The organism is Methylobacterium planeticum (assembly GCF_008806345.1).
Classification (GTDB): domain Bacteria; phylum Pseudomonadota; class Alphaproteobacteria; order Rhizobiales; family Beijerinckiaceae; genus Methylobacterium; species Methylobacterium planeticum.
In genome coordinates this window covers 40,335-61,025 of sequence record NZ_VZZJ01000001.1, presented here as the reverse complement: position 1 = coordinate 61,025, position 20,691 = coordinate 40,335, and the positions used below count along the sequence as shown (strand labels likewise).

The following is a 20,691-nucleotide window of genomic DNA, read 5'->3' as shown; positions in this document are numbered from 1 at the left end:
TGCCGGCGAGTTGACGCGGACGTGTCCTCGCGGGGTGATCATGAGCGGCCACAACTATCGGTTCGGGATCGAGGAGGAGTACTTTCTGGCCGATGCCGAGACCCGGGGGACGCCGCGGCGCTCGGTGAAGCCCTTCCACGCCGAGGTCGGCGAGCGCCTGCCCGAGGCGGGCCGCGAACTCCTGCAATGCCAGGTTGAGGTCTGCACCCCGCCCTCGACGGATTTCGCGCAGGCGCGCGGCGTGCTGGCGCGCCAGCGCGCCACCCTGGCGGAGATCGGCGCCCGGCACGAACTCCTTGTTTTCGCGGCAGGAACCCATCCGATCGCGGATTGGTCGCGGCAATTGCCGACGAAGGGCGACCGCTACCGCGGCATCCTGCGCGATGTCGGCCTCGCCGGGCGCCGCAGCCTGATCTGCGGCATGCACGTCCACGTTGAGGTCCCGGACCCGGCGGCGCGGGTCGACCTGATGCGGCGGCTGCTGCCGTTCCAGCCCGTGCTGTTCGCCCTCTCGGTGTCCTCGCCGTTCTGGCAGGGCAAGCCCACGGGCCTGACCGCCTACAGGTTGAGCGCCTTCGGGGAGCTGCCGCGCACCGGTCTACCGGAACTTTTCATGAACAATTCCGCGTATGAGCGCTACGTCCGCATCATGACGCGGGCCGGCTCGATCCAGGATGCGAGCTTCCTGTGGTGGTCGCTGCGGCCCTCGATCAAGTTCCCCACCCTGGAGTTGCGCATCGCCGATTCCTGCACCCGGCTGGCGGATGCGCTGACCATCGCGGCGGTGTTCCGCTGCCTCGTCCGGCTGGCGGTGCGGCGGCCGGAGCTGAATGCCGGCCTCGACGGGGTGTCGCGGGCGCTCGCCGCGGAGAACCTGTGGCGGGCCCAGCGCAGCGGCACCGGCGCCGAGATGATCGACGAGGCCCGGGAGGAGGCTCTGGCCTACGCGGAGGCGCTCGACGGGATGCTGGCGCTGATCGCGGAGGACGCGGAGGCGCTCGGCTGCGTCGCCGAGGTCGCGAATGCCCGCCGGATCGTCCGGGAGGGCACCAGCGCCGACCGGCAGATCGCGGCCTTCGAGGCCGCGCGGGATTCGGGGCTGACCAACCGGCAGGCCCTCGACGCGGTGGTGGACTGGCTCGCCGCGACCTCGCGCGGGGCGCAGGCCGGGCCGGGTTGAATCCGGCCGGCCGGGCTGCCGCTCAGCCCTTGTCGAAGGGGTTCTTCGAGGTCCGCAGCGACAGCCGGATCGGCGTGCCGGGCAGGTCGAAGGCCTCGCGCAGGGCGTTCACGAGGTAGCGGGTGTAGGATTTCGGCAGGGCGTCGAGCTGGTTGCCGAACAGCGCGAAATGCGGCGGGCGGCTCTTCACCTGCGTGGCGTAGCGGATCTTGATGCGGCGGCCCGAGACGGCGGGCGGCGGGTTGCGGCTGGTGGCCTCGCTCAGCCAGTCGTTGATGCGCGAGGTGGAGATGCGCCGGTCCCAGACGTCGGCCGCGTCGACCACCGCCTTCATGAGCTTGTCGACGCCCTCCCCGGCGAGCCCCGACAGGGGCACCACCGCGACGCCGCGGACCTGCGGCAGCAGGCGGGTGCAATCCTCCCGCAGTGTCTTCAGGAGCCCCGGCTGGTCCGCCACGAGGTCCCACTTGTTGAGGCCGATGACGACGGCGCGGCCCTCGCTCTCGACGAGGTCGACGATGGTCAGATCCTGCTTCTCGAACGGGATCGTGGCGTCGAGGAGCACCACCACGACCTCGGCGAAGCGCACCGCCCGCAGGCCGTCCGAGACCGCGAGCTTCTCGAGCTTGTCGTCGATGCGGGCGCGGCGGCGCATGCCCGCGGTGTCGTGCAGCTTGATCCGGCGCCCGCGCCACACCCAGTCGAGGGAGATCGAATCGCGGGTGATGCCGGCCTCGGGGCCGACGAGCAGGCGCTCCTCGCCGAGCATCCGGTTGATCAGGGTCGACTTGCCGGCGTTCGGGCGGCCCACGATGGCGACCTTGAGGGCGCGGCCCGCCGGGTTGTCGGCGTCCTCGTCCTCCTCGAACGCGGGCAGGGTGGCCTGGAGCGCGCTGTGCAGCTCGCCCACGCCCTCGCCGTGCTCGGCCGAGAACGGGATCGGGTCGCCGAGGCCGAGGGAGAAGGCCTCGTAGGCGCCGCTCATGCCGGCGCCGCCCTCGGCCTTGTTGGCGATCAGGATGACGGGGCAGCCGGCCCGGCGCACCAGCTCGGCGAAGGGCTTGTCGGCGGGCAGGACGCCTGCGCGGGCGTCGATGACGAAGAGCACGACGTCGGCCTCGAGGATCGCGGCCTCGGTCTGGGCGCGCATCCGGCCGAGGAGCGAATCGGAATCCGCCTCCTCGAGCCCCGCCGTGTCGATGACCCGGAAGGTCAGGCCGCCGAACTGGACGTCGCCCTCGCGCCGGTCGCGGGTGACGCCGGGGCGGTCGTCGACGAGGGCGAGCTTCTTGCCCACGAGGCGGTTGAACAGGGTCGACTTGCCGACATTCGGCCGTCCGACGATGGCGACGGTCGGCATATCCATGGGAGTCTCGTCCGGTCGGCCGGCGCAAGGCCGGCGAGTGCCGCTCCCGCCGCGCGGGAACGGTTCCAAGCTGTTGATCGATCGCGGTCCTTCAACCGGCCGCGGCGGCCGGTGCGGCTAGCGCGTGATCGGCGGGGGCGGCGCGGCGGGCTCGGGCTTCGCCTCGGTGACGGTGACCGGGCCGCCGGCCACGAGGGCGGCGTAGACCTCGATGCGCTGGCGCAGGTTCTGCGGCGTCTCGGGGTCGGTGGTGAGCTGGTCGAACCAGCGCCCCGCCTCCTCGTACTGGCCGCGCTTCAGGGCGGCGAGGCCGAGCATCTCGCGGGCGGTGTGGCGGAACGGGCTGCCGGCCGCGAGGCCCTGCAGGCTCGCCAGCGCCGGGGCCGGGTCGGCGGCGTCGACGCGCAGGAGCGCGGCGCGCAGGCGCGCGAGGTCGCGCAGGCCGCCCATCAGGCCGGTATCGGCCGCGATCGCGTCGTAGGCCTTGGCGCCCGCCGCGGGGTCGCGCTTGGCCGTCTCGGCAGCCGAGCGGAACTGCGCCAGCAGGCGGTAGCCGGCGGGGCCCTCGGCCTCCAGGGTCGTGAAGGCCTTCTCGGCCTCGTCGGTCTTGCCCTCGCGCACGAGGCGGTTGGCCGCGTCGAAGCGCTCGGAGGCCGTCTCGGCGGCGACGCGCTGCGCGTTCTGCCAGTAGCGCCAGCCGCCGACGCCCGCCACCATCAGGATCGCGAGCGCGATGATCACGCCGCTGTAGCGCCGCCAGATCTGCGCGACCTGATCCCGGCGATAATCCTCGTTGACCTCGCGGAAGAACTCGTTGTTTTCAGCCATCGTCTCTCTGGCCTGTCCCGACCGGGAGGGCCGCCTCGCGGTGTTGGAGCGCCCGCGCCTAGCACGAACCTCGCGGCTTGGCGACCACCGGCTTCCGGCGACCACCGGCTTCCGGCGACCGGCGGGTTCGGCTCGGGCCCGGGCAGGACCCGGCTCGTTCCCGCCCGATCAGGCCATGCCGGGCCAGGCATACACGCCGATCACCGGGTAATGCAGGTAGCGGCCGAACACGAACCACATCGCGACCCCGATCACCACGGCCAGGATGTCGTTGCGGTAGCCCGACGGGCGGGCCGCCTCGCCGCCGTGCTGCGACACCACCTCGCCGGCGGTCAGGGCCCGGCGCTTGGCGCTGATGCGGGCCGCGACCGCCCAGGCCAGGAAGCCGCCGAACAGCAGGATCGAGCCGAGGTCGCCGTTGGCGAGAAGGTGCGCGGTCGCCCAGATCTTCACGGCGAGGAGCATCGGGTGCTTGGCCCGGGCCCGGATGTGGCCCGGCAGGTAGGCGGAGGCCAGGGCGATGAAGGCGAACAGGTTGAGGAGGACGGCGAGGTGGCGCGTGAAGACCGGCGGGTCCCAGACCGCGATGTAGCCCGCGGCGCGATACTGGTGGAAGCCGTAGGCGATGAGGACGAGCCCCGCGATGGAGAGGAGGGTGTAGACGAGCTTGAAGCGCGTCTCGCCGAGTTGCCCGATCGCCTCCGCGCGCTTGGCCCGGGCCATCGAGAAGGCATGCGTGCCGAGGAACAGCACGAGCCCGAGGATCAGGATCAGCATGGAGGGCCCTTGGGGACGAGACGCGGTGGGGAATGGCGGGGAGCGACCGGGCCGAGGCCGGACCGGGCAAGCACTTTTGGCGGCACTCGTGGCAGTACGCTCGGCATGACGCTTGGCAAGCACTCTGTAACGGTTCTGAGGCGAATCTGACGGCCTTGTCCAGGCTCACCCGATGACGCGCCCGCTCCGGTTCACCGCTCTCGTGCTGCTCGGGCTGGCCGCGCCCGCCCGCGCCGCGCCCGAGCCGCCCCTCTCCAGCCTCACCCTGGTGGGCCCGCCGACGCCGATCTTCCGGGCGAGCCGCGACGCCTGCGACGGGGCCGACGTGCCCGACGCCTCGGCCCGCGCCTTCCGGGAGCCGGGCGGCGCCGTGGCGCTCTTCGGCATGCATTACCGCAACCGGGCCCTGCGCGGGCCCGACCTCGATCACCTGAGGCTCGATTGCGCAATCGTGCTCGAATCCGGCGAGAAGTCCGACCCGGCCCTCTACGACGACCGGTCCTGGATCACCGCGACCTGGACCGAGGACGGGCGGGCGGTGGCCGCCCTCCTGCACCACGAGTACCAGGCGAACGAGCACCCGGGCCGCTGCCGGGCCAAGACCTACATGGCGTGCTGGTACAACACGCTGACGGCCGCGGCCTCGGCGGATGGCGGCCGCAGCTTCACCCGGGCGAGCCCGCCCGCCGTGATGGCGGCCGCGCCGTTCCGGCAGGAGGTCGACCAGGGCCGGCACCGGGGCTTCTTCAACCCCTCGAACATCGTGGCGCAGGGGCGCTACCGCTACGTGCTCGCCTCGACCACGGGCTGGGAGCGGCCGGGCAGCGACCAGGCGGGCGGCGTCTGCCTGTTCCGCACCGAGACCCCGGCCGACCCGACGAGCTGGCGGGCCTGGACCGGCACCGGCTTCACCGCGGCCTTCCCCGACCCTTACCGGGCGGGCGCCCCGCGCCCCGCCACCTGCAAGCCGGTGGCCCCCTTCCCCACCCCGGTCGGGGCGGTGGTGCGCCACCGGGGCAGCGGCGCCTTCATCGCGGTGTTCATGGCCAAGGCCGCCGACGCCTTCCCGCAACCGGGCTTCTACTGGACGAGCTCGCGCGACCTCCTGACCTGGGACACGCCGCGGCTCCTGCTCGCGGGGCCGACGCTCTACGACGATCCCTGCGGCGCGGCCGGCGGCCTGATCGCCTACCCGTCCCTCCTCGACCCCGCCGCCGAGGGCCGGAACTTCGACGACGTGGGCGACCGTGCCCTCCTGACCTACGTCACCCTGCGCAACGAGGGCTGCGACATCACCTCCGATCGCGACCTCGTGCGCCGGCCCCTGGCGATCCGGGTCTGGCCCTAGATCGACGCCGGGCCGCCGCAACGGCCTCTGGAGCCGGGAGAATCTCAGCATGAACCCGCACTGCATCGCCTGGGACGACCTGCCGGAGACGAGGGCGCCGAGCGGCGTCGCCAAGCGCGCGCTCGCGGGCGCGGGCGCCGGCCTCGTGCGCGTCGTGGTCCCGGCCGGCACGTCCGCCCCCCGGCACAGCCACGCCCACGAGCAGTTCGTGCAGGTCCTGTCCGGCACCGGCACCCTGGAGACCGGAGCGGGCCGGACCGCCTTCGGCCCCGGCAGCCTGTTCCACTTCCCGCCGGAGACCTGGCACGCGGCCGAGTTCGAGACCGAGACCGTGCTGGTCGAGACGAATTGTCGGCCCTGAGGGATGCGCTTCGATGCGCCCGGCGCACCGCTCCCTGACCAGGCACGATCGCCGACGGGCCCCGAGCGTTGCGGCACGGAAGCGGGCGATCGGGACGTGCAGGTCGAACATAAAAAATGATGTCTCGTGACTGCCTTCGGTCTTGATGAAGGACGACGTCGGGAAGCAATGCTGGGATTCTCGAGCCGGGTGGACTATATGACCATCTATATGGTCAGGAGCGCGGCATGGATGTGATCAACCTAGCGGATGCCAAGGCTCATCTGAGCGAGTTGGTCGACCGGGTCGAAGCCGGCGATTCGATCGACATCAGCCGCCGCGGCAAGCCCGTCGCGCGGCTCACCGCGGTGGCCGGGCCGCGCAAGCCGATCGATGTCGCGCAACTCCGATCGCTCACGGCGGCGATGTCGCCCCAATCCCGGAGCGCCGCCGACCTCGTGCGGTCGATGCGCGATGCCGACCGCTACTGATGCTCTATCTCGACACGTCGCTGATCGTCGCGGCGCTCTCCAACGAAGCGATGACGCCGCGTGTTCAGGCCTGGCTGGCGGAGCAGGAACCGGCGCAGCTTCTGATCAGCGACTGGACCGTCACCGAGATGTCATCGGCCGCGGCGATCAAGCTGCGGACCGGCCAGATTACGCTCGAGCAGCGCGCGGCAGTCCTCGCCATGTTCAACAAGCTCATCGCCGAGACCTTCACCGTGCTGAGCGTCAGGGGCGGGCATTTCCGGGTGGCGGCGAGATTTGCCGATCAGCATGCCCTCGGGCTCCGTGCGGGAGACGCGCTGCATCTGGCCATCGCATCGGAGCAGGGCGCCACGTTGCACACGCTCGACCAGCGACTGGCGGAGGCCGGCCCAGCGCTCGGTGTTCCGGCACGGTTGCTGGCATGATCCGGGCCTTCTCACAGCCGCTCGGATGGCAATGGGTCTGCCGCGATCAGCGCTTCGGGAGGAAGCGATGCTGTGGATCGGCCCATCGCGAATGCACAGCAATGCGCCGCACGGGCATGGGCCAAACGGCGGCGTCGCCGATCCGGCGCGCCTTCGGTCTGCGCCCGCACACTGATCCGGCCTTCATCGAGAAGATGCGCGATGTCCCGCTCCTGGCGCGGCCCGACCTATGTGCACACACTTCAACGCTACAGCTCTCACATCCTCCGGGGTCGCTTTACCGAGCTTGGGAATCGGACCCAGATCGGATGAGCACGTTGCGAGAGGGAGACCAACGCCGCTCAACGGACGTCAGCGACAGACCGAGCGGTGACGGTCCGGAACCGAGAACCACCGCCGAAACGATGCTGTTGCCGCCGCTCGTATCCGTCACTCCCACTCGATCGTGCCCGGGGGCTTCGAGGTGATGTCGTAGGTGACCCGGTTGATGCCCTTGACCTCGTTGATGATGCGCGTCGCCACGCGGCCCAGGAAGGCCATGTCGAAGGGGTAGAAGTCCGCCGTCATGCCGTCGACCGAGGTGACGGCGCGCAGCGCGCAGACGTGGTCGTAGGTGCGCCCGTCGCCCATCACGCCGACCGTCTTCACCGGCAGGATCACCGCGAAGGCCTGCCAGATGGTGTCGTAGAGGCCGGCCTTGCGGATCTCCTCGAGGTAGATCGCGTCGGCCTTGCGCAGGGCGTCGAGCTTCTCGGCCGTGATCGTGCCGGGGCAGCGGATCGCGAGGCCGGGGCCCGGGAAGGGATGGCGGCCGACGAAGGCCTCGGGCAGGCCGAGCTCCTTGCCGAGGACCCGGACCTCGTCCTTGAACAACTCGCGCAGGGGCTCGACGAGCTGCATGTTCATGCGCTCGGGCAGCCCCCCGACATTGTGGTGGCTCTTGATCGTCACCGAGGGGCCGCCCGTGAAGGACACGCTCTCGATCACGTCCGGGTAGAGGGTGCCCTGCGCCAGGAAGGCGGCGCCGCCGATCGTCTTCGATTCGGCCTCGAACACGTCGATGAACAGGCGCCCGATGGTCTTGCGCTTCTGCTCGGGGTCGCTGACGCCCTCGAGCTCGCCGAGGAACAGGTCCTGCGCCTCCACGTGGACGAGGGGGATGTTGTAGTGGTCGCGGAACAGGCGCACGACCTCCTCGGCCTCGCCGGCGCGCAGCAGCCCGTGATCGACGAAGACGCAGGTGAGCTGCTCGCCGATCGCCTCGTGGATCAGCACCGCGGCCACCGCCGAATCGACGCCGCCGGACAGCCCGCAGATCACCCGCTCGCCGCCGACCTGGGCCCGGATCTTGGCGATCGCCTCCTCGCGGTAGGCCCCCATGGTCCAGTCGCCGGTGCAGCCCGCGATGTCGCGCACGAAGTTGCGGATCAGGAGGGCGCCGTGGGGCGTGTGCGCCACCTCCGGGTGGAACTGCACCGCGTAGTAGCTGCGCGACTCGTCGGCCACCGCCGCGAAGGGCGCGTTCCGCGAGATCGCCACGGTGGTGAAGCCGTCCGGCAGCTTAGTGACGCGGTCGCCGTGGCTCATCCAGACCGGGTAGTGCTCGCCCACGTGCCAGACGCCCTTGAACAGCGGGCAATCGGCCAGGATCTCGATCTCGGCGCGGCCGAACTCGGCGTGGTGGCCGCCCTCGACCTCGCCTCCGAGCTGGGCCGCCATGGTCTGCTGGCCGTAGCAGATGCCGAAGACCGGGACGCCCGAATCGAACACCACCTGGGGCGTGCGCGGGGAGGCCTCGGTCGTCACCGATTCCGGCCCGCCCGAGAGGATGACGCCCTTCGGCTTCGTCTCCGAGAAGGCCTCGGCGGCCTTGGTGAAGGGCACGATCTCGCAGTAGACGCCCTCCTCGCGCACGCGCCGCGCGATGAGCTGCGTCACCTGACTGCCGAAATCGACGATGAGGATCTTGTCGTGGTCGGTATTCATGGCGTGGAGTTAGACGAGCGCCCGCGCGCGTGCAACGCGCATGACCCGCAAGGCTGGCCCTCCGCACGGGGAGGAGCCGGGCGCCGCCGCGGGCCGATGGGCCGCCTCATCCCGGTGCGCGAGCGCCGCCGATTCTCAGGGCGGCCGCGTCAGCCGCGCCGTTCGAGGGTCGCGACGTAGAACCCGTCCGTGCCCGTCAGGCCCGGGCTCATCTGCAGGCCGGACCGGGTCAGGCGCACCAGAGGCGCGAGCGCCGGGCTGAACTCCGCCACGACGCGCTCCGCCGGGATGACCCTGAAAGCCGCGCCCACCCGCCCGAGCAGCCCCGCGACCGCCGCGTCGTTCTCCTCGGGCAGCAGCGAGCAGGTAATGTAGGTGATGCGCCCGCCCGGCCGCGCCAGCCGGGCCGCCCGGTCGAGGACGATCGCCTGCTCGGTGAGCCGCGTCGCCAGGCTCCCGGGCCGCAGGCGCCACTTGGCGTCGGGGTTGCGCCGCCACGTCCCCGTGCCGGTGCAGGGGGCGTCGACCACCACCCGGTCCACCGTCCCGTCGAGGTCGGTCAGGACGTCGACCCGGGCCCGGCCGGCGCGCGGGGTGCGCACCTCGGCCTCCGCCCCGGCGCGGCGCAGGCGCTCGTGGATCGGCGCGAGGCGGCGGGGATCGCCGTCCGTGGCGATCAGGCGCCCGGCATTGCCCATCAGGGCCGCGAGCGCCAGGGTCTTGCCGCCGCCGCCCGCGCAGAGGTCGACGATGGTCTCGCCGGGCCTCGCCCCGCTGAGGCGGCTCGCGAGCTGCGAGCCCTCGTCCTGGATCTCGTACCAGCCGTCCAGGAACTCGGGCTCGACATGGAGCGCCGGTCCGCGCCCGTCGGCGCCGATCGGGATGCGCAGGCCGTCGGGCGCGTGCGGCGTCGGCTCGGCGTTCAGGTGCCCGAGGGCCGCAAGCGCTTCGTCGCGGGTCCGCTTCAGCGTGTTGATGCGGATGTCGAGGGGGGCGCGGCGCGCCAGGACGCGCAGCTCCGGCAGGAGGTCGTCGCCGAGGATCGCCGCGAGGGAGGGCAGCACCCAGTCCGGTGCGTCGCCGGCGATCTCGGGGGGCGCGCCGGCGAGCGACCCCTCGGCGAGGCGGGCCTGCTCGCCCGGGCTCAGCGGGTCCGGGGCGAAGCGGTCGCCCGTGAACAGGGCCGCGATGGTCGGGGCGGCGAGCCCCTGCTGCAGGCGCAGCGACCCGATCAGGATCGCCCGCGGGCTGTCCTCGCCCATGATCCAGGCGGAGGAGGCGCGGCGGCGCAGGGCGTCGTAGACGAGGCTCGCGATGGCGGCGCGGTCGCCCGAGCCCGCGAAGCGGTGGCCGAGGCCCCAATCCTTGAGGGCGTCGGCCGCCGGACGGCGGCGCTCGGCGATGTCGGACAGCACCTCGATGGCGGCGGAACAGCGGGCGGCGGGGGTCAGATCACTCTCCTGGATTTCGAGAACGGTGCCGCGATGCGGCCACGCTTCCTGCGCATGCGGGCCACATTACGGCCGAGCTTCCGGCGGGATCGGGCGTCAGAACGGCCTGCGCCGAACCCCGTCAACGTCCTAGGCTTCGAGAGACCCCATGTCCCCCGTCATCCATCTCGCCCTCGCGGGTCTCCTGACGCTCTGCGTCGCCGCCTGCTCGACGGCGCCGGCCGCCCCCGACCTGACGCCCCCGCCGCGCCGGCCGGTCGACGCCAAGACGCAGCTCGAATACGGCAACCCGCCCCCGCCGCCGCCCGGCCAGCGCTACTGAGGCCGCGGGCCGCTCACGCCGCCTCGCGGGCACGCCGCCGCTCGTAGGCCTTGAGATGGGTGTAGGCCCGCTCGAGGCCGGGGCGCCGCGAACCGGGCGCCAGCGCGTCCCCCCGCGCGATCAGGTCGCCCACCACGTGGTCCGCCTCGATCCGGGCCCTGGCCTCGATGTCGCGCAGCATCGAGGCCGTGGTCGGAGCCCCCTCCTGGGTCAGCATGGCGCGCGCCTGGGCCGCCGCCTTCTCGCGCGGCGCGTAGCCCGCCGCGGCCGCCACCGCCACGCACTCGGCGTAGAGGTCCTCGACGGCCTCGCGCCCGCCCGGCGCTCCGACGATGTCGCCGACGCTGGCCCGCATCAGGCAGGTGATCCCCGCGAGCGTCGCCAGGAACACCCACTTCTCCCACATCTCCAGGACGATCGCGGGGCTGAGCTTCGGCTGGAAGCGGGCGTCGCGCATCAGCGCCTCGATCGCCTCGACGCGGGGCATGCGGCTGCCGTCGCGCTCGCCGTAGGTCAGGGTGGCGAACTCGCTCATGTGGCGGATCTCGCCGCCGGGCCCGACCGTCGCCATGATGCCGCAGGAGCCGCCGAGCACGCGCTCCGCCCCGAAGCGGGCGTCGAGGACGTCGAGGTGGCGCATGCCGTTGAGGATCGGCAGCACGATGGTGCCGGCCCGTACGGCCGGCGCGAGATCCGCCACGGCGGCGTCGAGATCGTAGGCCTTGCAGGACAGGAGCACGAGGTCGAAGGCGCCGCCCTGCCCGGCCGCGAGGGCGTCGGCCGTGATGGTCATGGGTGCCCGCAGGTGGAGGTCGCCGAGCGGGCTCTTCACCGAGAGGCCGTCCGCCGCGAGCTTTTCGGCCCGGGCCGGCCGGACCAGGAAGGTGACGTCACGGCCGGCCTCGGCGAGGCGCGCCCCGTAATAGCCGCCGGTCGCCCCCGCCCCCACCACGAGAACCCGCATCACGTCTCTCCCCTGCCCGAATCCGGACGGGCCCTCCATGCGCGCGATGGCGCCGCGATGCAACGCGGCCGTCCGGTCAGAGCGCGAGCGGCGTCAGCAGGATGCGCCAGGCGAAGATGAGCCACATCACCCCGAGGATGACGATGCCCGCCATGAACAGGCGGAAGCGCGTCGGCACGTGGTTCGAGGTGACGAAGATGTAGGCGTGGGCCGCCCGGGTCGCCACGAAGAGCCAGGCCAGCACCACGAACAGCAGGTCCGCCTTGCGCGTGTAGAGCGCGAGCGGCACCAGGGCGAAGAACAGCAGCGGGATCTCGAACTGGTTCGAGAACGCGTTGGCGGCGGCCTGGACCTTCGGCGGCCAGTTGCGCTCGCCCAGGGCGATCTCGCCGATGCGGACCCGCCCGGCCCCGATCTCGGCGAAGCGCCGGCGCCCGAGGAAGATCAGCAACCCGAAGGTGAGGAACACCTGCACGAAGACGGGGGCGAGGATGGCTTGGATGGTCATGGCGAGCTTTGCTTGTCCCAATCCGAGAGCGCGACGACATTGCGTGCCCAGGGACTCGCGGCACAGGACCGGATGAGACGCAGATCCGCCGTTACGAGCGTCGCATTCCACTGCCCGGCCGCCGCGACATAGAGCGCATCGTAGAACGAGGCACCCGTGTCCAGCGCGAACCGCGCCGCGTCCCTGTGCAGGTCGGCGAGCGGGATCATCACGACAGATCGTGCGAGCCCCGTCAGAGCGTCCTCCATCTCGGCGAGCGGCAGAAGGTTCTCGCGGACGCGACGCGCCAGAACCTGCCCCAGTTCGGCGGAAGCGTGGGCGGGGGCCGCCAGGAGTCGGTCCTGGCCGAGAAGCGTCCGGGCCTGCTCCGAGTACGCCTCGGGATAGAACCACTTCGCCATGACGCTCGCATCGACGATGAGCATCATTCTCCGTCGCGCAGACGGCGGATCAGGATCGTGCTGTCCTCGAAAGGCTGTCCGTCGGCTGGCGGACGGGCAGCCGCCCGGATCCTGTCCGCATGCGCGAGGCGCTCGGCGGGCGACCGCATCAGTCCCCGCAGCATGGCTTCCTTGGCCACGTCTTCCGGCGACCGGCCCGTTTCCGATGCCCGCTCCATCAACAGGGTCATCAGCAACCCGCCGGTGTCGTGCAGGGTCAGATCGCCCACGGCTCCCTCCAGATCGGCGCGCCCAGACGGCACGATGCTACGTGAAGCTCGCGCCGCGGCCAAGCAAGCGCCGCGACTGAGACGAGCCGCGGGATCCTGTCCGAACGGCCTCAAGTGCGCGAGGGGTAGTTCGGGCTCTCGCGCGTGATCGTCACGTCGTGGACGTGGCTCTCGCGCAGGCCCGCATTGGTGATGCGGATGAACTGCGCCCGCTCCTGGAACTCCGGCACGGTGGCGGCGCCGACATAGCCCATGGCGGCGCGAAGGCCCCCCGCGAGCTGGTGCAGCACCGCCGCGACCGGGCCCTTGTAGGGCACCTGCCCCTCGATGCCCTCGGGAACGAGCTTGTGGGTGTCGTTGACCTCGGCCTGGAAGTAGCGGTCGGCGGAGCCGCGGGCCATGGCGCCGACGGAGCCCATGCCGCGGTAGCTCTTGTAGGAGCGGCCCTGGTAGAGGAACACCTCGCCCGGAGCCTCGTCGGTGCCGGCCAGCAGCGAGCCGAGCATCGCCACCGAGGCGCCGGCCGCGATGGCCTTGGCGAGGTCGCCCGAATACTTGATGCCGCCGTCGGCGATCACCGGCACGCCGGCGTCGTAGGACGCCTCGACGGCCTCCATCAGGGCGGTGAGCTGGGGCACGCCGACGCCCGCGACGATGCGGGTGGTGCAGATCGAGCCCGGGCCGATGCCGACCTTGATGGCGTCCGCCCCCGCATCGATCAGCGCCTGCGCGCCCTCGCGGGTGGCGACGTTGCCGGCGATGACCTGCACGGCGTTCGAGAGCTGCTTCACGCGCTTGACGCTCTCGAGCACCTTGATCGAGTGCCCGTGCGCCGTGTCGACCACGATGACGTCGCAGCCCGCGTCGATCAGGCGCTCGGCCCGCTCGAAGCCGCTGTCGCCCGTGGTGGTGGCGGCCGCGACCCTGAGGCGCCCCTGCTCGTCCTTGACGGCGTGCGGGTAGGCGACGCGCTTCTCGATGTCCTTGACGGTGATCAGGCCGATGCAGCGGTAATGGTCGTCGACGACGAGCAGCTTCTCGATGCGGAACTGGTGCAGCAGGCGCTTGGCCTCGTCCTGCGTCACGCCCTCGCGGACCGTGATGAGGCGGTCGCGGGTCATCAGCTCGGCGACGGGCTGGCCCGGATTCGTGGCGAAGCGGACGTCGCGGTTCGTCAGGATGCCGACGAGCTTGCCGCGGGAGCCATTGGGCCCACGCTCCACAACCGGGATGCCGGAGATGCGGTTGGACTTCATCACCTCGAAGGCGTCGGCCAGGGTCTCGTCGGGGTGGATGGTGATGGGGTTGAGCACCATCCCGGACTCGTACTTCTTGACGAGGCGCACCTGCTCGGCCTGCTCCGGCGGCTCGAGGTTGCGGTGGATCACCCCCATGCCGCCGTTCTGCGCCATGGCGATGGCCATCGGCGCCTCCGTGACCGTGTCCATGGCGGAGGCGAGGATCGGCAGGTTGAGGGCGATGGAGCGGGTCAGCCGGGTCGCGACGTTGACCTGGGTCGGCATCACCGAGGAGGCCGCCGGCCGCAGGAGGACATCGTCGAAGGTCAGGCCCTCGATGATGGAATCGGACGTGATGCGGGCCATGTGCCAACTTTCTTGCTGGGCGGGTGCAGGCCCGAAAAGGGCTTGCCGCGAGAGCGGGTTGGCACGGGCCAGTAACACGCGGAGGAGGCCCGCGCAAAGCGGCTGCGGGGGCCTCGCCCCAGCTTTTCCCCGCAGGGCCGCCCTGCGCCGCGCGCCGGGGACGAGCCCCCGGGGCTCAGTTGACGCGGGGCGACGCGCCCTTGTCGCCGAACTCGGGCGGCAGGCCGATATAGTCGCCGAGGATGCCGTCGACGCCCGGGGCGCGGCCGAACGCCTCGCAATCCGGGTCGAGGGGCGCCTCGCCCAGTACCGTGATGCGCAGGCGATCGTAGGTCGGCAGGGTCAGGGGCGCCTTGAACGGGTCCTGCCCGGTAGCGAGGTAGAAGCCGAAATCCTGCCCGAACTCGCCCGCGAGGTCGTAGGCGTCGCTGATCGGCGAGAAGCGCGGCTGGCTGGTGAAGGAGTTCGCCGCCCCGCCCCAGATCATCGCGGCGCGCTGCTCGTGGCGGCGGTCGAGGGCCTCGGCCTCCACCGTCAGGCTGCCGAGGCCGATCGGCACCCGCGGCACCGGGATGCGCCCGACCGCGTCCGCGAAGCCGACGCCGAGCTGCGACGCGATGGTGATCGCGCCCGACGCCGCGATCGTGGCGCCGGCGCCGGGCAGGCCGGTCAGCTCGACGCGGGTCACCGCCGCCCGCACGGTCAGGTCGGCGTCGCGCCCCGAGACCACGTCGTAGCGCAGCGACAGCTCGTAGCAGAGGGCCCGGTCGGCGGCGTTCGCCACGAGCTTGCGCTGCTTGGCGGTGATGCCGGGCCCTGAGATCGATTCCGGGAAGGCGGTCGGGATGATGCGGACGGTGCGGCTGCGCGCGAGGGCGGAGGGGTCGGCGTAGAGGCGGGCCGTGGTGGTGGCCTCGTCGCTGGTCTTGAGGCGGTCGTAGCGGGTGAGGGAGCCGGTCTGGTTCAGCAGAACGGTGCCGCAGGCCGCCACGCTCAGGCAGAGCGCGAGCCCGGCGGAGAGCCGGGTCATCGAGCGGGTCTTGGTCAGCCGAAGGCGCATCCTGTCACTTTCACGCAGCGGACATCGGGCGCGGTCGGGCGGTGCGCCGGCCGCGCCGCGGCCGCAGGATGGCGGCCGTCCCGACGCATGCCGAGCGCGCGGCAGGCCGCGGCGGTGCGGAAAGCTTAAGGGTGAGGCCCCGGGCGGGGAAGGGATCGCCCCCCGCGGGCGGGCGATCGTTGCTGCGTGTGTCCGGGGGGACACGACGCCCGCCCGGGGCCGGGCGACGAGCCGATGCAACCGAGTGCGGCGTCGGGGTTTGTCAAACCCGATGCGCCCGTCCCGAATCGTCCCCCTCGTCGTCGCCACCGCCCTGTTCATGGAGAACACCGATTCCACGGTGATCGCCACGGCGCTGCCGACGATCGCCCACAGCCTCGGGGAGGATCCGATCGCCCTGAAGCTCGCGCTGACCGCCTACCTCGTCAGCCTCGCGATCTTCATCCCGATCAGCGGCTGGATGGCCGACCGATACGGGGCGCGCACGATCTTCCGGGCGGCGCTCGTGGTGTTCATGGCAGGCTCCCTCGCCTGCGCCTTCTCGACCGGCCTGACGAGCTTCGTCGCCGCCCGCTTCCTCCAGGGGATGGGGGGCGCCATGATGGTGCCGGTCGGCCGCCTCGTCATCCTGCGCAGCGTGCCGAAGGCCGAGCTCGTCTCGGCGCTGGCCTACCTGACGATCCCGGCCCTGATCGGACCGATCATGGGCCCGCCCCTCGGCGGCCTCATCACCACCTGGCTCGACTGGCGCTGGATCTTCTTCATCAACATCCCGATCGGGATCGTCGGCATCGTGCTGGCGAGCCTCTACATCGCCGATATCCGCGAGCCCGAGCGGCCGCCCCTCGACGTCGTCGGCTTCGGGCTCCTCGGCCTCGGCCTCGCCACGCTGATGCTCGGCCTCGCCTCGACCGGCCGCCACCTCCTGCCGGACTGGCTCTCCTGGGGCTGCCTCGGCGGCGGCGCGGCGCTGCTCGCGTTGTATCTCCGCCACTCGCGCGCGGTGCGATACCCGGTGCTACGCCTCGACCTCCTGCGTTATCCGACCTTCCGGGCCGCCGTGACCGGGGGCAGCCTGTTCCGCATCGGCACCGGCGCGATCCCGTTCCTGCTGCCGCTGATGCTGCAGATCGGGTTCGGGCTCGACCCGCTGCAATCGGGGCTGATCACCTTCGCGGCGGCGGCCGGCGCCATGTTGGTGAAGATCGTCGGCCCGCGCATCCTGCGCAGCTTCGGCTTCCGCCCCGTGATGGTGACGAACGCCGTGCTGGCGGCGGGCTTCCTGGCCGTGAACGGCCTGTTCACGGCGCAGACCCCGCACTGGCTCATCGTCGGGCTTCTCTTCGTCGGCGGCTGCCTGCGCTCGCTCCAGTTCACCTGCGTCAACGCGATCGCGTATGCGGAGCTCGAATCCCGCGACATGAGCGCGGGCACGAGCCTCGCGAGCGTGGCGCAGCAGATCTCGCTCAGCCTCGGGGTGAGCGTCGGGGCGCTGGCCCTCGAAGGGGCCGCGGGCTGGCACGGGCGCGACGCGATCCTGGCCGCGGATTTCGCGCCAGCCTTCATCGCCGTGGCGCTGATCTCGGGCCTGTCCGTCTTTGCCTTCCGGCGCCTCGCGCCCGATGCCGGCGCGGAGGTGTCCGGCCGGCGCCTCGCCCCGGCGCCGCCGGCCGGGGCGCCGGGGCGGACCTAGGAGGGTTCGTACCGCGGGCGGGGGCTCGGGACGTCGCCTCAGGCCGCCGCGCGGACGGGGGCGCGGCCGGCGGCGCGCTTTGCCGGCGCGCCCGGGCGCGGCGCGGCCTTGCCGGCGGGCTTCGCCGGCTGGCGGGACGGGGCGGCGCGCCAGCCCTGCCAGCTCCAGGCGCCGGGGCCGGTCAGGGCGTAGAGCAGGAAGCCCCCGGCGAGGCCGAGATCGGCGAGGAACAGCGTGCGCTCGGCGACCGCGGCCGGGCCGGCATAGTGCCAGAACGGGTGGAGCAGCACCGCCATCGCCGCCGCGAAGGCCGCGAGGGCGAGGCCGGTGAGGCGCGGCAGCACCCCGAGAAGGAGCGCCAGCGGCCCGAAGACCTGCACGATCACGGCCGCGGTCGCGACGGCGTTCGGGGCCGGCAGGCCGGTGCCCGCGAGGGTCAGGGCGAAGCCCGAGACGTTGAGCGCCCGGGCGATGCCGGTGGGCAGCAGCGCCGCGGCGAGGAGCAGGCGCGACGAGAGAAGCAATCCGTCCTGGGCGCGGGCGATCACGGTTCGGCTCCGGTTGAGACGCGGGGACAGCCCCCACCCTCGCGGGCCCGCCTGAAGACGGGGTTAAGCGCGCCGGGTTCTCAACCGGAGATGCCGCCCCGGAACAGGCGCCCGCGCTCGGTCCAGGCGACCACCAGCAGCGCGAGGCCGCCGAGGCCCGCGTAGCCGGCCCCGATCGGCAGCGTGGTCCCGTCGAAGGCGTGCCCGATCAGGAAGCCGCAGAAGGCCCCGAGGATCGTGGTGTAGAAGCCGAGGAAGGAGGAGGCGGTGCCGGCGATCTCGCCCAATGGCTGCAGCGCCAGGGCGTTGAAGTTCGGCATGGCGAAACTGATCAGGAACTGGTTGGCGGCGAGCACCGTCAGGAACAGCGCCAGGGGCGGGTGGCCCTGGTAGGCGAGCCCGACCCCGACCTGCACCAGCGCCACCGCCACGAAGGCGGCGAGCCCCGCATGCGAGAGCGTGCGCATGCCGAGGCGCCGGACCACGCGGGCGTTGACGAGGGTCGCGGCGCCCATCGCCCCCGCCACGAGCCCGAAGGCGAGCGGGAACAGGGCGCCGAGATGGTAGAGCCCCGTGTCGAAGACCTGCTGGGCCGAGCCGACATAGCCCATGATGCAGCCGGTGAGCAGACCGAGGGCGGTGGCGTAGCCGAGGGCGACGCGGGTGCGCAGCGTCAGGCGGAGCGCCTGCCCGATCGAGGGCAGCGACAGAGGCCGGCGGTAGGCGGGATGCAGGGTCTCGGGCATCCGGGCGCCGAACCAGACCACCAGGATGCCGGCAAGCACCAGCATCGAGACGAAGACGTAGTGCCAGGAGCCGAGCGCCAGCATCATCCCGCCGATGGCCGGCGCGATCATGGGCACGATCAGGAAGACCATCATGATCAGCGACATCACGCTCGCCATCTCGCGCCCGGCGAAGCGGTCGCGCACGATCGCGGTCGAGAGCACGCGCCCGCCCGCCGCCCCGAGCCCCTGGATCACCCGGGCCGCGAGCAGCCAGCCGAAGGACGGCGCCGCCATCGCCAGGAGGCAGCCCGCCCCGTAGACCGCGAGGCTGATCAGCAGCACCGGGCGGCGCCCGAACCGGTCCGAGACCGGCCCGTAGACGATCTGCGCGAGGCCGAAGCCGATCATGTAGACGTAGACGAGGAGCTGCAGGCTGTTCGGGTCGGCGATGCCGAAGCGGGCCTGGATCACCGGGAAGGCCGGGAGCAGGTTGTCGATCGAGATCGCCGTGACGCCCATCATCAGGGCGACGATCGCCACGAATTCGGCGAAGCCCGGTCCGGTCCAGGCCGGTGCCTCGCGGGTGGCCGCGCCCAGGGTCGAGCCCGGCCGGATCGGTGCTGTCACGGGGGATGCCTTCGGAGGAACGGGCGCGGTCCTCGGGGAAACGCGCCGGGGTCTCATCGGTACCCTTCAAGGCAGAGGTGTGACGGGGCGCATGACGGGAAGGCAGGGCCGCCGCGCGACGCGCTTCGGCCGCAAATCCGGTCTAGCTCGGCCGCGGCTCCCCGAGCGGAGGATCGCCATGCCTGCCCGTCCCGTCACCGTCCTCGCCCTCCTCGGCCTCGCGGCCCTCTGCGCGCCGGAGGCTCGGGCACAGGCTCAGGCCCAGCCGGCCCTGCAGCCTCCCGCCCAGACGCGGGCGGGCTTCGCCCAGCGCGCCGACGCGCTGGTCAAGCCCTATCTCGACGCCAAGCTGTTCTCCGGCGCGGTCCTCGTCGCGCATCGCGGCCGCCCCGTGTTCCGGCGCGCCTACGGCCTCGCCAACCGGGAATGGGGCGTGCCGAACACCCCCGAGACCCGCTTCCGCGTCGGCTCGATCACCAAGCAGTTCACCGCCGCCGCGATCCTCAAGCTCGCCGAAGCGGGCCGGCTCAACCTCGACGATCCGATCCGCCGCTTCTACCCCCAGGCCCCGGCGGCCTGGGAGCGCGTCACCCTCCGGACGCTCCTGACCCACAGCTCCGGCATCCCGAGCTACACCAACCTGCCGGACTACTACGCCCGCATCCAGCGCCTCGAGATGACACCGCGCGAGATCGTGGCGCTGACGGCGGACAAGCCGCTCCTGTTCGAGCCCGGCAAGGGCTTCGACTACGACAATACCGGCTACATCCTGCTCGGCCTCGTGGTCGAGGCCGCCTCGGGCCAGCCCTACGACCGCTACCTGCGCGAGGCGATCTTCGATCCCCTCGGCCTGAAGGACACGGGCTACGACGACGCGACCGCGATCCTGCCGCGCCGGGCCTCCGGCTACCGCCTCGGCAACGGCCAGCTGCGCAACGCCATGCCGATCGCCTCCAGCATCCCGTACGCGGCGGGCGCCCACTACTCCACCGTCGACGACCTGCTCGCCTGGGACCGGGCCCTGTTCTCGGGGCGCGTCCTGTCCGACCTGTCGCGGCGCGCGATGTTCGCGGATGCGGGCTACGGCTACGGCTTCGGCTGGTATATCGGACAGTCGCACGGGCACCGGCTCTGGTCGCATGGCGGGGGCATCAACGGCTTCCTGACCATCAAGGACACCTACCCGGACGACGAGCTCACCGTGCTGGTGCTCGCCAACACCGAGACCGCCCCGGTCCAGGCCATGGCGCGGGAGATCGCGGCCCTCTGGTTCCGCATCCCCGATCCCGGAACCGAGATCGTGCTCGAGCCCGAGATCATGGACCGCTACGCCGGGCGCTACCGCCTCGCCCCCGGCCGGCTCCTGACGCTCGCCCGCGAGGGCGACCACCTCGTGGCGCAGATCACCGGGGAAGCCGCCCTGCCCTTTCTCCCCGAGGGGGACCGGACCTTCGTGTCGAAGGCCCGCAACGCCCGCATCACCCTCGACACCGAGCCGGACGGGCGCCCGACCGGCCTGATGCTCTATCGCGACGGGACCGACCGGGCCGCGCCGCGCATCGAGGTCACGCAATAGCGTCCAGTCTCGAACAGTTCCGGATTGGCTCCGGGATGCCCTCGGAGGTCGCCACCTCCCGCGATTGCGGGTACTATGGGCCCGGCCACCAAGTTGCAGTGCCACAATGACCCGCCGCGACGCTCCGAAACATTGCGGATCAGCCCTGCGGGACGAGCAATTTCCTGCACTGCATCATCGCTTTGGCCAAAAGTCCAAC

At 71.9% G+C, this 20,691-nt stretch carries 21 protein-coding genes; 8 read left to right on the top strand and 13 right to left on the bottom strand.

Going from position 1 to position 20,691, the window contains the following annotated elements:
• Positions 1 to 40: 40 nt before the first annotated feature.
• The gene (locus F6X51_RS00285; protein WP_150960846.1) at positions 41 to 1,180 is read left to right on the top strand and encodes a carboxylate-amine ligase; all 1,140 of its coding nucleotides are present in this window, start codon (positions 41 to 43) and stop codon (positions 1,178 to 1,180) included.
• Positions 1,181 to 1,202: 22 nt separating this feature from the next.
• Here F6X51_RS00285 and der read toward each other — a convergent pair whose 3' ends face one another.
• The 3 genes from der to F6X51_RS00270 form a co-directional block, all read right to left on the bottom strand.
• Positions 1,203 to 2,546 carry a ribosome biogenesis GTPase Der gene (gene der, locus F6X51_RS00280; protein WP_150960844.1) on the bottom strand — a complete coding sequence of 448 codons (1,344 nt, stop codon included), beginning with the start codon at positions 2,544 to 2,546 and terminating at the stop codon, positions 1,203 to 1,205.
• A gap of 117 nt (positions 2,547 to 2,663) precedes the next feature.
• Positions 2,664 to 3,374, bottom strand: coding sequence for a tetratricopeptide repeat protein (locus tag F6X51_RS00275; protein ID WP_150960841.1), 711 nt, complete (start codon positions 3,372 to 3,374; stop codon positions 2,664 to 2,666).
• Positions 3,375 to 3,542: 168 nt separating this feature from the next.
• Positions 3,543 to 4,151 (bottom strand): NnrU family protein, encoded by a 609-nt coding sequence (locus tag F6X51_RS00270; RefSeq protein ID WP_150960839.1) that lies wholly within the window; start codon positions 4,149 to 4,151, stop codon positions 3,543 to 3,545.
• Positions 4,152 to 4,323: 172 nt separating this feature from the next.
• On the opposite strand from F6X51_RS00270, the gene F6X51_RS00265 reads away from it, so the two are divergent.
• The 4 genes from F6X51_RS00265 to F6X51_RS00250 all read left to right on the top strand — a co-directional run bounded on the left by F6X51_RS00265 (position 4,324) and on the right by F6X51_RS00250 (position 6,755).
• Complete coding sequence (locus F6X51_RS00265; protein ID WP_150960837.1) at positions 4,324 to 5,499, top strand: hypothetical protein; 1,176 nt, start codon at positions 4,324 to 4,326, stop codon at positions 5,497 to 5,499.
• 49 nt (positions 5,500 to 5,548) lie between these two features.
• Positions 5,549 to 5,860 (top strand): cupin domain-containing protein, encoded by a 312-nt coding sequence (locus F6X51_RS00260; RefSeq protein WP_150960835.1) that lies wholly within the window; start codon positions 5,549 to 5,551, stop codon positions 5,858 to 5,860.
• 227 nt (positions 5,861 to 6,087) lie between these two features.
• On the top strand, positions 6,088 to 6,330 hold the full coding sequence (locus tag F6X51_RS00255) for a type II toxin-antitoxin system Phd/YefM family antitoxin (RefSeq protein WP_150960833.1): 243 nt from the start codon (positions 6,088 to 6,090) through the stop codon (positions 6,328 to 6,330).
• A complete protein-coding gene (locus F6X51_RS00250; RefSeq protein ID WP_150960831.1) occupies positions 6,330 to 6,755 on the top strand; it encodes a type II toxin-antitoxin system VapC family toxin in 426 nt (141 codons plus the stop codon). The genes F6X51_RS00255 and F6X51_RS00250 overlap by 1 nt, the downstream gene beginning before the upstream one ends.
• 429 nt (positions 6,756 to 7,184) lie before the next feature.
• Here the strand turns inward: F6X51_RS00250 and guaA are convergent, their stop codons facing one another.
• Positions 7,185 to 8,741 carry a glutamine-hydrolyzing GMP synthase gene (guaA, locus tag F6X51_RS00240; RefSeq protein ID WP_150960827.1) on the bottom strand — a complete coding sequence of 519 codons (1,557 nt, stop codon included), beginning with the start codon at positions 8,739 to 8,741 and terminating at the stop codon, positions 7,185 to 7,187.
• A gap of 149 nt (positions 8,742 to 8,890) precedes the next feature.
• Positions 8,891 to 10,192 (bottom strand): RsmB/NOP family class I SAM-dependent RNA methyltransferase, encoded by a 1,302-nt coding sequence (locus F6X51_RS00235; RefSeq protein WP_150960825.1) that lies wholly within the window; start codon positions 10,190 to 10,192, stop codon positions 8,891 to 8,893.
• 148 nt (positions 10,193 to 10,340) lie between these two features.
• Between F6X51_RS00235 and F6X51_RS27630 the strand changes: the two genes are divergently transcribed.
• Positions 10,341 to 10,514 carry a hypothetical protein gene (locus F6X51_RS27630; protein WP_191969964.1) on the top strand — a complete coding sequence of 58 codons (174 nt, stop codon included), beginning with the start codon at positions 10,341 to 10,343 and terminating at the stop codon, positions 10,512 to 10,514.
• 13 nt (positions 10,515 to 10,527) lie between these two features.
• On the opposite strand, the gene panE is transcribed toward F6X51_RS27630, so the two are convergent.
• From panE to F6X51_RS00205, 6 genes are all read right to left on the bottom strand, one after another.
• A complete protein-coding gene (gene panE, locus F6X51_RS00230; protein ID WP_150961423.1) occupies positions 10,528 to 11,478 on the bottom strand; it encodes a 2-dehydropantoate 2-reductase in 951 nt (316 codons plus the stop codon).
• A 76-nt stretch (positions 11,479 to 11,554) separates the two neighbouring features.
• Entirely contained in the window at positions 11,555 to 11,986 is a 432-nt protein-coding gene (locus tag F6X51_RS00225) for an MAPEG family protein (protein WP_150960823.1), read from the bottom strand.
• Complete coding sequence (locus tag F6X51_RS00220; RefSeq protein WP_191969963.1) at positions 11,983 to 12,411, bottom strand: type II toxin-antitoxin system VapC family toxin; 429 nt, start codon at positions 12,409 to 12,411, stop codon at positions 11,983 to 11,985. The genes F6X51_RS00225 and F6X51_RS00220 overlap by 4 nt, the downstream gene beginning before the upstream one ends.
• The gene (locus F6X51_RS00215; RefSeq protein WP_150960820.1) at positions 12,411 to 12,656 is read right to left on the bottom strand and encodes a hypothetical protein; all 246 of its coding nucleotides are present in this window, start codon (positions 12,654 to 12,656) and stop codon (positions 12,411 to 12,413) included. The genes F6X51_RS00220 and F6X51_RS00215 overlap by 1 nt, the downstream gene beginning before the upstream one ends.
• A gap of 110 nt (positions 12,657 to 12,766) precedes the next feature.
• The gene (guaB, locus tag F6X51_RS00210) at positions 12,767 to 14,260 is read right to left on the bottom strand and encodes an IMP dehydrogenase (RefSeq protein WP_150960817.1); all 1,494 of its coding nucleotides are present in this window, start codon (positions 14,258 to 14,260) and stop codon (positions 12,767 to 12,769) included.
• 175 nt (positions 14,261 to 14,435) lie between these two features.
• On the bottom strand, positions 14,436 to 15,320 hold the full coding sequence (locus F6X51_RS00205; RefSeq protein ID WP_150960815.1) for a DUF3313 domain-containing protein: 885 nt from the start codon (positions 15,318 to 15,320) through the stop codon (positions 14,436 to 14,438).
• A gap of 271 nt (positions 15,321 to 15,591) precedes the next feature.
• Here F6X51_RS00205 and F6X51_RS00200 point away from each other — a divergent pair, with 271 nt between their 5' ends.
• On the top strand, positions 15,592 to 17,013 hold the full coding sequence (locus tag F6X51_RS00200; RefSeq protein WP_150960813.1) for an MDR family MFS transporter: 1,422 nt from the start codon (positions 15,592 to 15,594) through the stop codon (positions 17,011 to 17,013).
• Positions 17,014 to 17,051: 38 nt separating this feature from the next.
• Here F6X51_RS00200 and F6X51_RS00195 read toward each other — a convergent pair whose 3' ends face one another.
• Entirely contained in the window at positions 17,052 to 17,561 is a 510-nt protein-coding gene (locus F6X51_RS00195; protein ID WP_150960811.1) for a DoxX family protein, read from the bottom strand.
• Positions 17,562 to 17,641: 80 nt separating this feature from the next.
• Positions 17,642 to 18,808 carry a multidrug effflux MFS transporter gene (locus F6X51_RS00190; RefSeq protein ID WP_150961421.1) on the bottom strand — a complete coding sequence of 389 codons (1,167 nt, stop codon included), beginning with the start codon at positions 18,806 to 18,808 and terminating at the stop codon, positions 17,642 to 17,644.
• A gap of 286 nt (positions 18,809 to 19,094) precedes the next feature.
• On the opposite strand from F6X51_RS00190, the gene F6X51_RS00185 reads away from it, so the two are divergent.
• Complete coding sequence (locus F6X51_RS00185; RefSeq protein ID WP_150960809.1) at positions 19,095 to 20,492, top strand: serine hydrolase; 1,398 nt, start codon at positions 19,095 to 19,097, stop codon at positions 20,490 to 20,492.
• Positions 20,493 to 20,691 lie beyond the last annotated feature (199 nt).

Bases quoted from the DNA above. Each gene is read 5' to 3' on its own strand.
- F6X51_RS00285 (WP_150960846.1), top strand. From the start codon at position 41: ATGAGCGGCCACAACTATCGGTTCGGGATCGAGGAGGAGTACTTTCTG.
- der (WP_150960844.1), bottom strand. From the start codon at position 2,546: ATGGATATGCCGACCGTCGCCATCGTCGGACGGCCGAATGTCGGCAAG.
- F6X51_RS00275 (WP_150960841.1), bottom strand. From the start codon at position 3,374: ATGGCTGAAAACAACGAGTTCTTCCGCGAGGTCAACGAGGATTATCGC.
- F6X51_RS00270 (WP_150960839.1), bottom strand. From the start codon at position 4,151: ATGCTGATCCTGATCCTCGGGCTCGTGCTGTTCCTCGGCACGCATGCC.
- F6X51_RS00265 (WP_150960837.1), top strand. From the start codon at position 4,324: ATGACGCGCCCGCTCCGGTTCACCGCTCTCGTGCTGCTCGGGCTGGCC.
- F6X51_RS00260 (WP_150960835.1), top strand. From the start codon at position 5,549: ATGAACCCGCACTGCATCGCCTGGGACGACCTGCCGGAGACGAGGGCG.
- F6X51_RS00255 (WP_150960833.1), top strand. From the start codon at position 6,088: ATGGATGTGATCAACCTAGCGGATGCCAAGGCTCATCTGAGCGAGTTG.
- F6X51_RS00250 (WP_150960831.1), top strand. From the start codon at position 6,330: ATGCTCTATCTCGACACGTCGCTGATCGTCGCGGCGCTCTCCAACGAA.
- guaA (WP_150960827.1), bottom strand. From the start codon at position 8,741: ATGAATACCGACCACGACAAGATCCTCATCGTCGATTTCGGCAGTCAG.
- F6X51_RS27630 (WP_191969964.1), top strand. From the start codon at position 10,341: ATGTCCCCCGTCATCCATCTCGCCCTCGCGGGTCTCCTGACGCTCTGC.
- panE (WP_150961423.1), bottom strand. From the start codon at position 11,478: ATGCGGGTTCTCGTGGTGGGGGCGGGGGCGACCGGCGGCTATTACGGG.
- F6X51_RS00225 (WP_150960823.1), bottom strand. From the start codon at position 11,986: ATGACCATCCAAGCCATCCTCGCCCCCGTCTTCGTGCAGGTGTTCCTC.
- F6X51_RS00220 (WP_191969963.1), bottom strand. From the start codon at position 12,411: ATGCTCATCGTCGATGCGAGCGTCATGGCGAAGTGGTTCTATCCCGAG.
- guaB (WP_150960817.1), bottom strand. From the start codon at position 14,260: ATGGCCCGCATCACGTCCGATTCCATCATCGAGGGCCTGACCTTCGAC.
- F6X51_RS00205 (WP_150960815.1), bottom strand. From the start codon at position 15,320: ATGCGCCTTCGGCTGACCAAGACCCGCTCGATGACCCGGCTCTCCGCC.
- F6X51_RS00200 (WP_150960813.1), top strand. From the start codon at position 15,592: ATGCGCCCGTCCCGAATCGTCCCCCTCGTCGTCGCCACCGCCCTGTTC.
- F6X51_RS00190 (WP_150961421.1), bottom strand. From the start codon at position 18,808: ATGGGCGTCACGGCGATCTCGATCGACAACCTGCTCCCGGCCTTCCCG.
- F6X51_RS00185 (WP_150960809.1), top strand. From the start codon at position 19,095: ATGCCTGCCCGTCCCGTCACCGTCCTCGCCCTCCTCGGCCTCGCGGCC.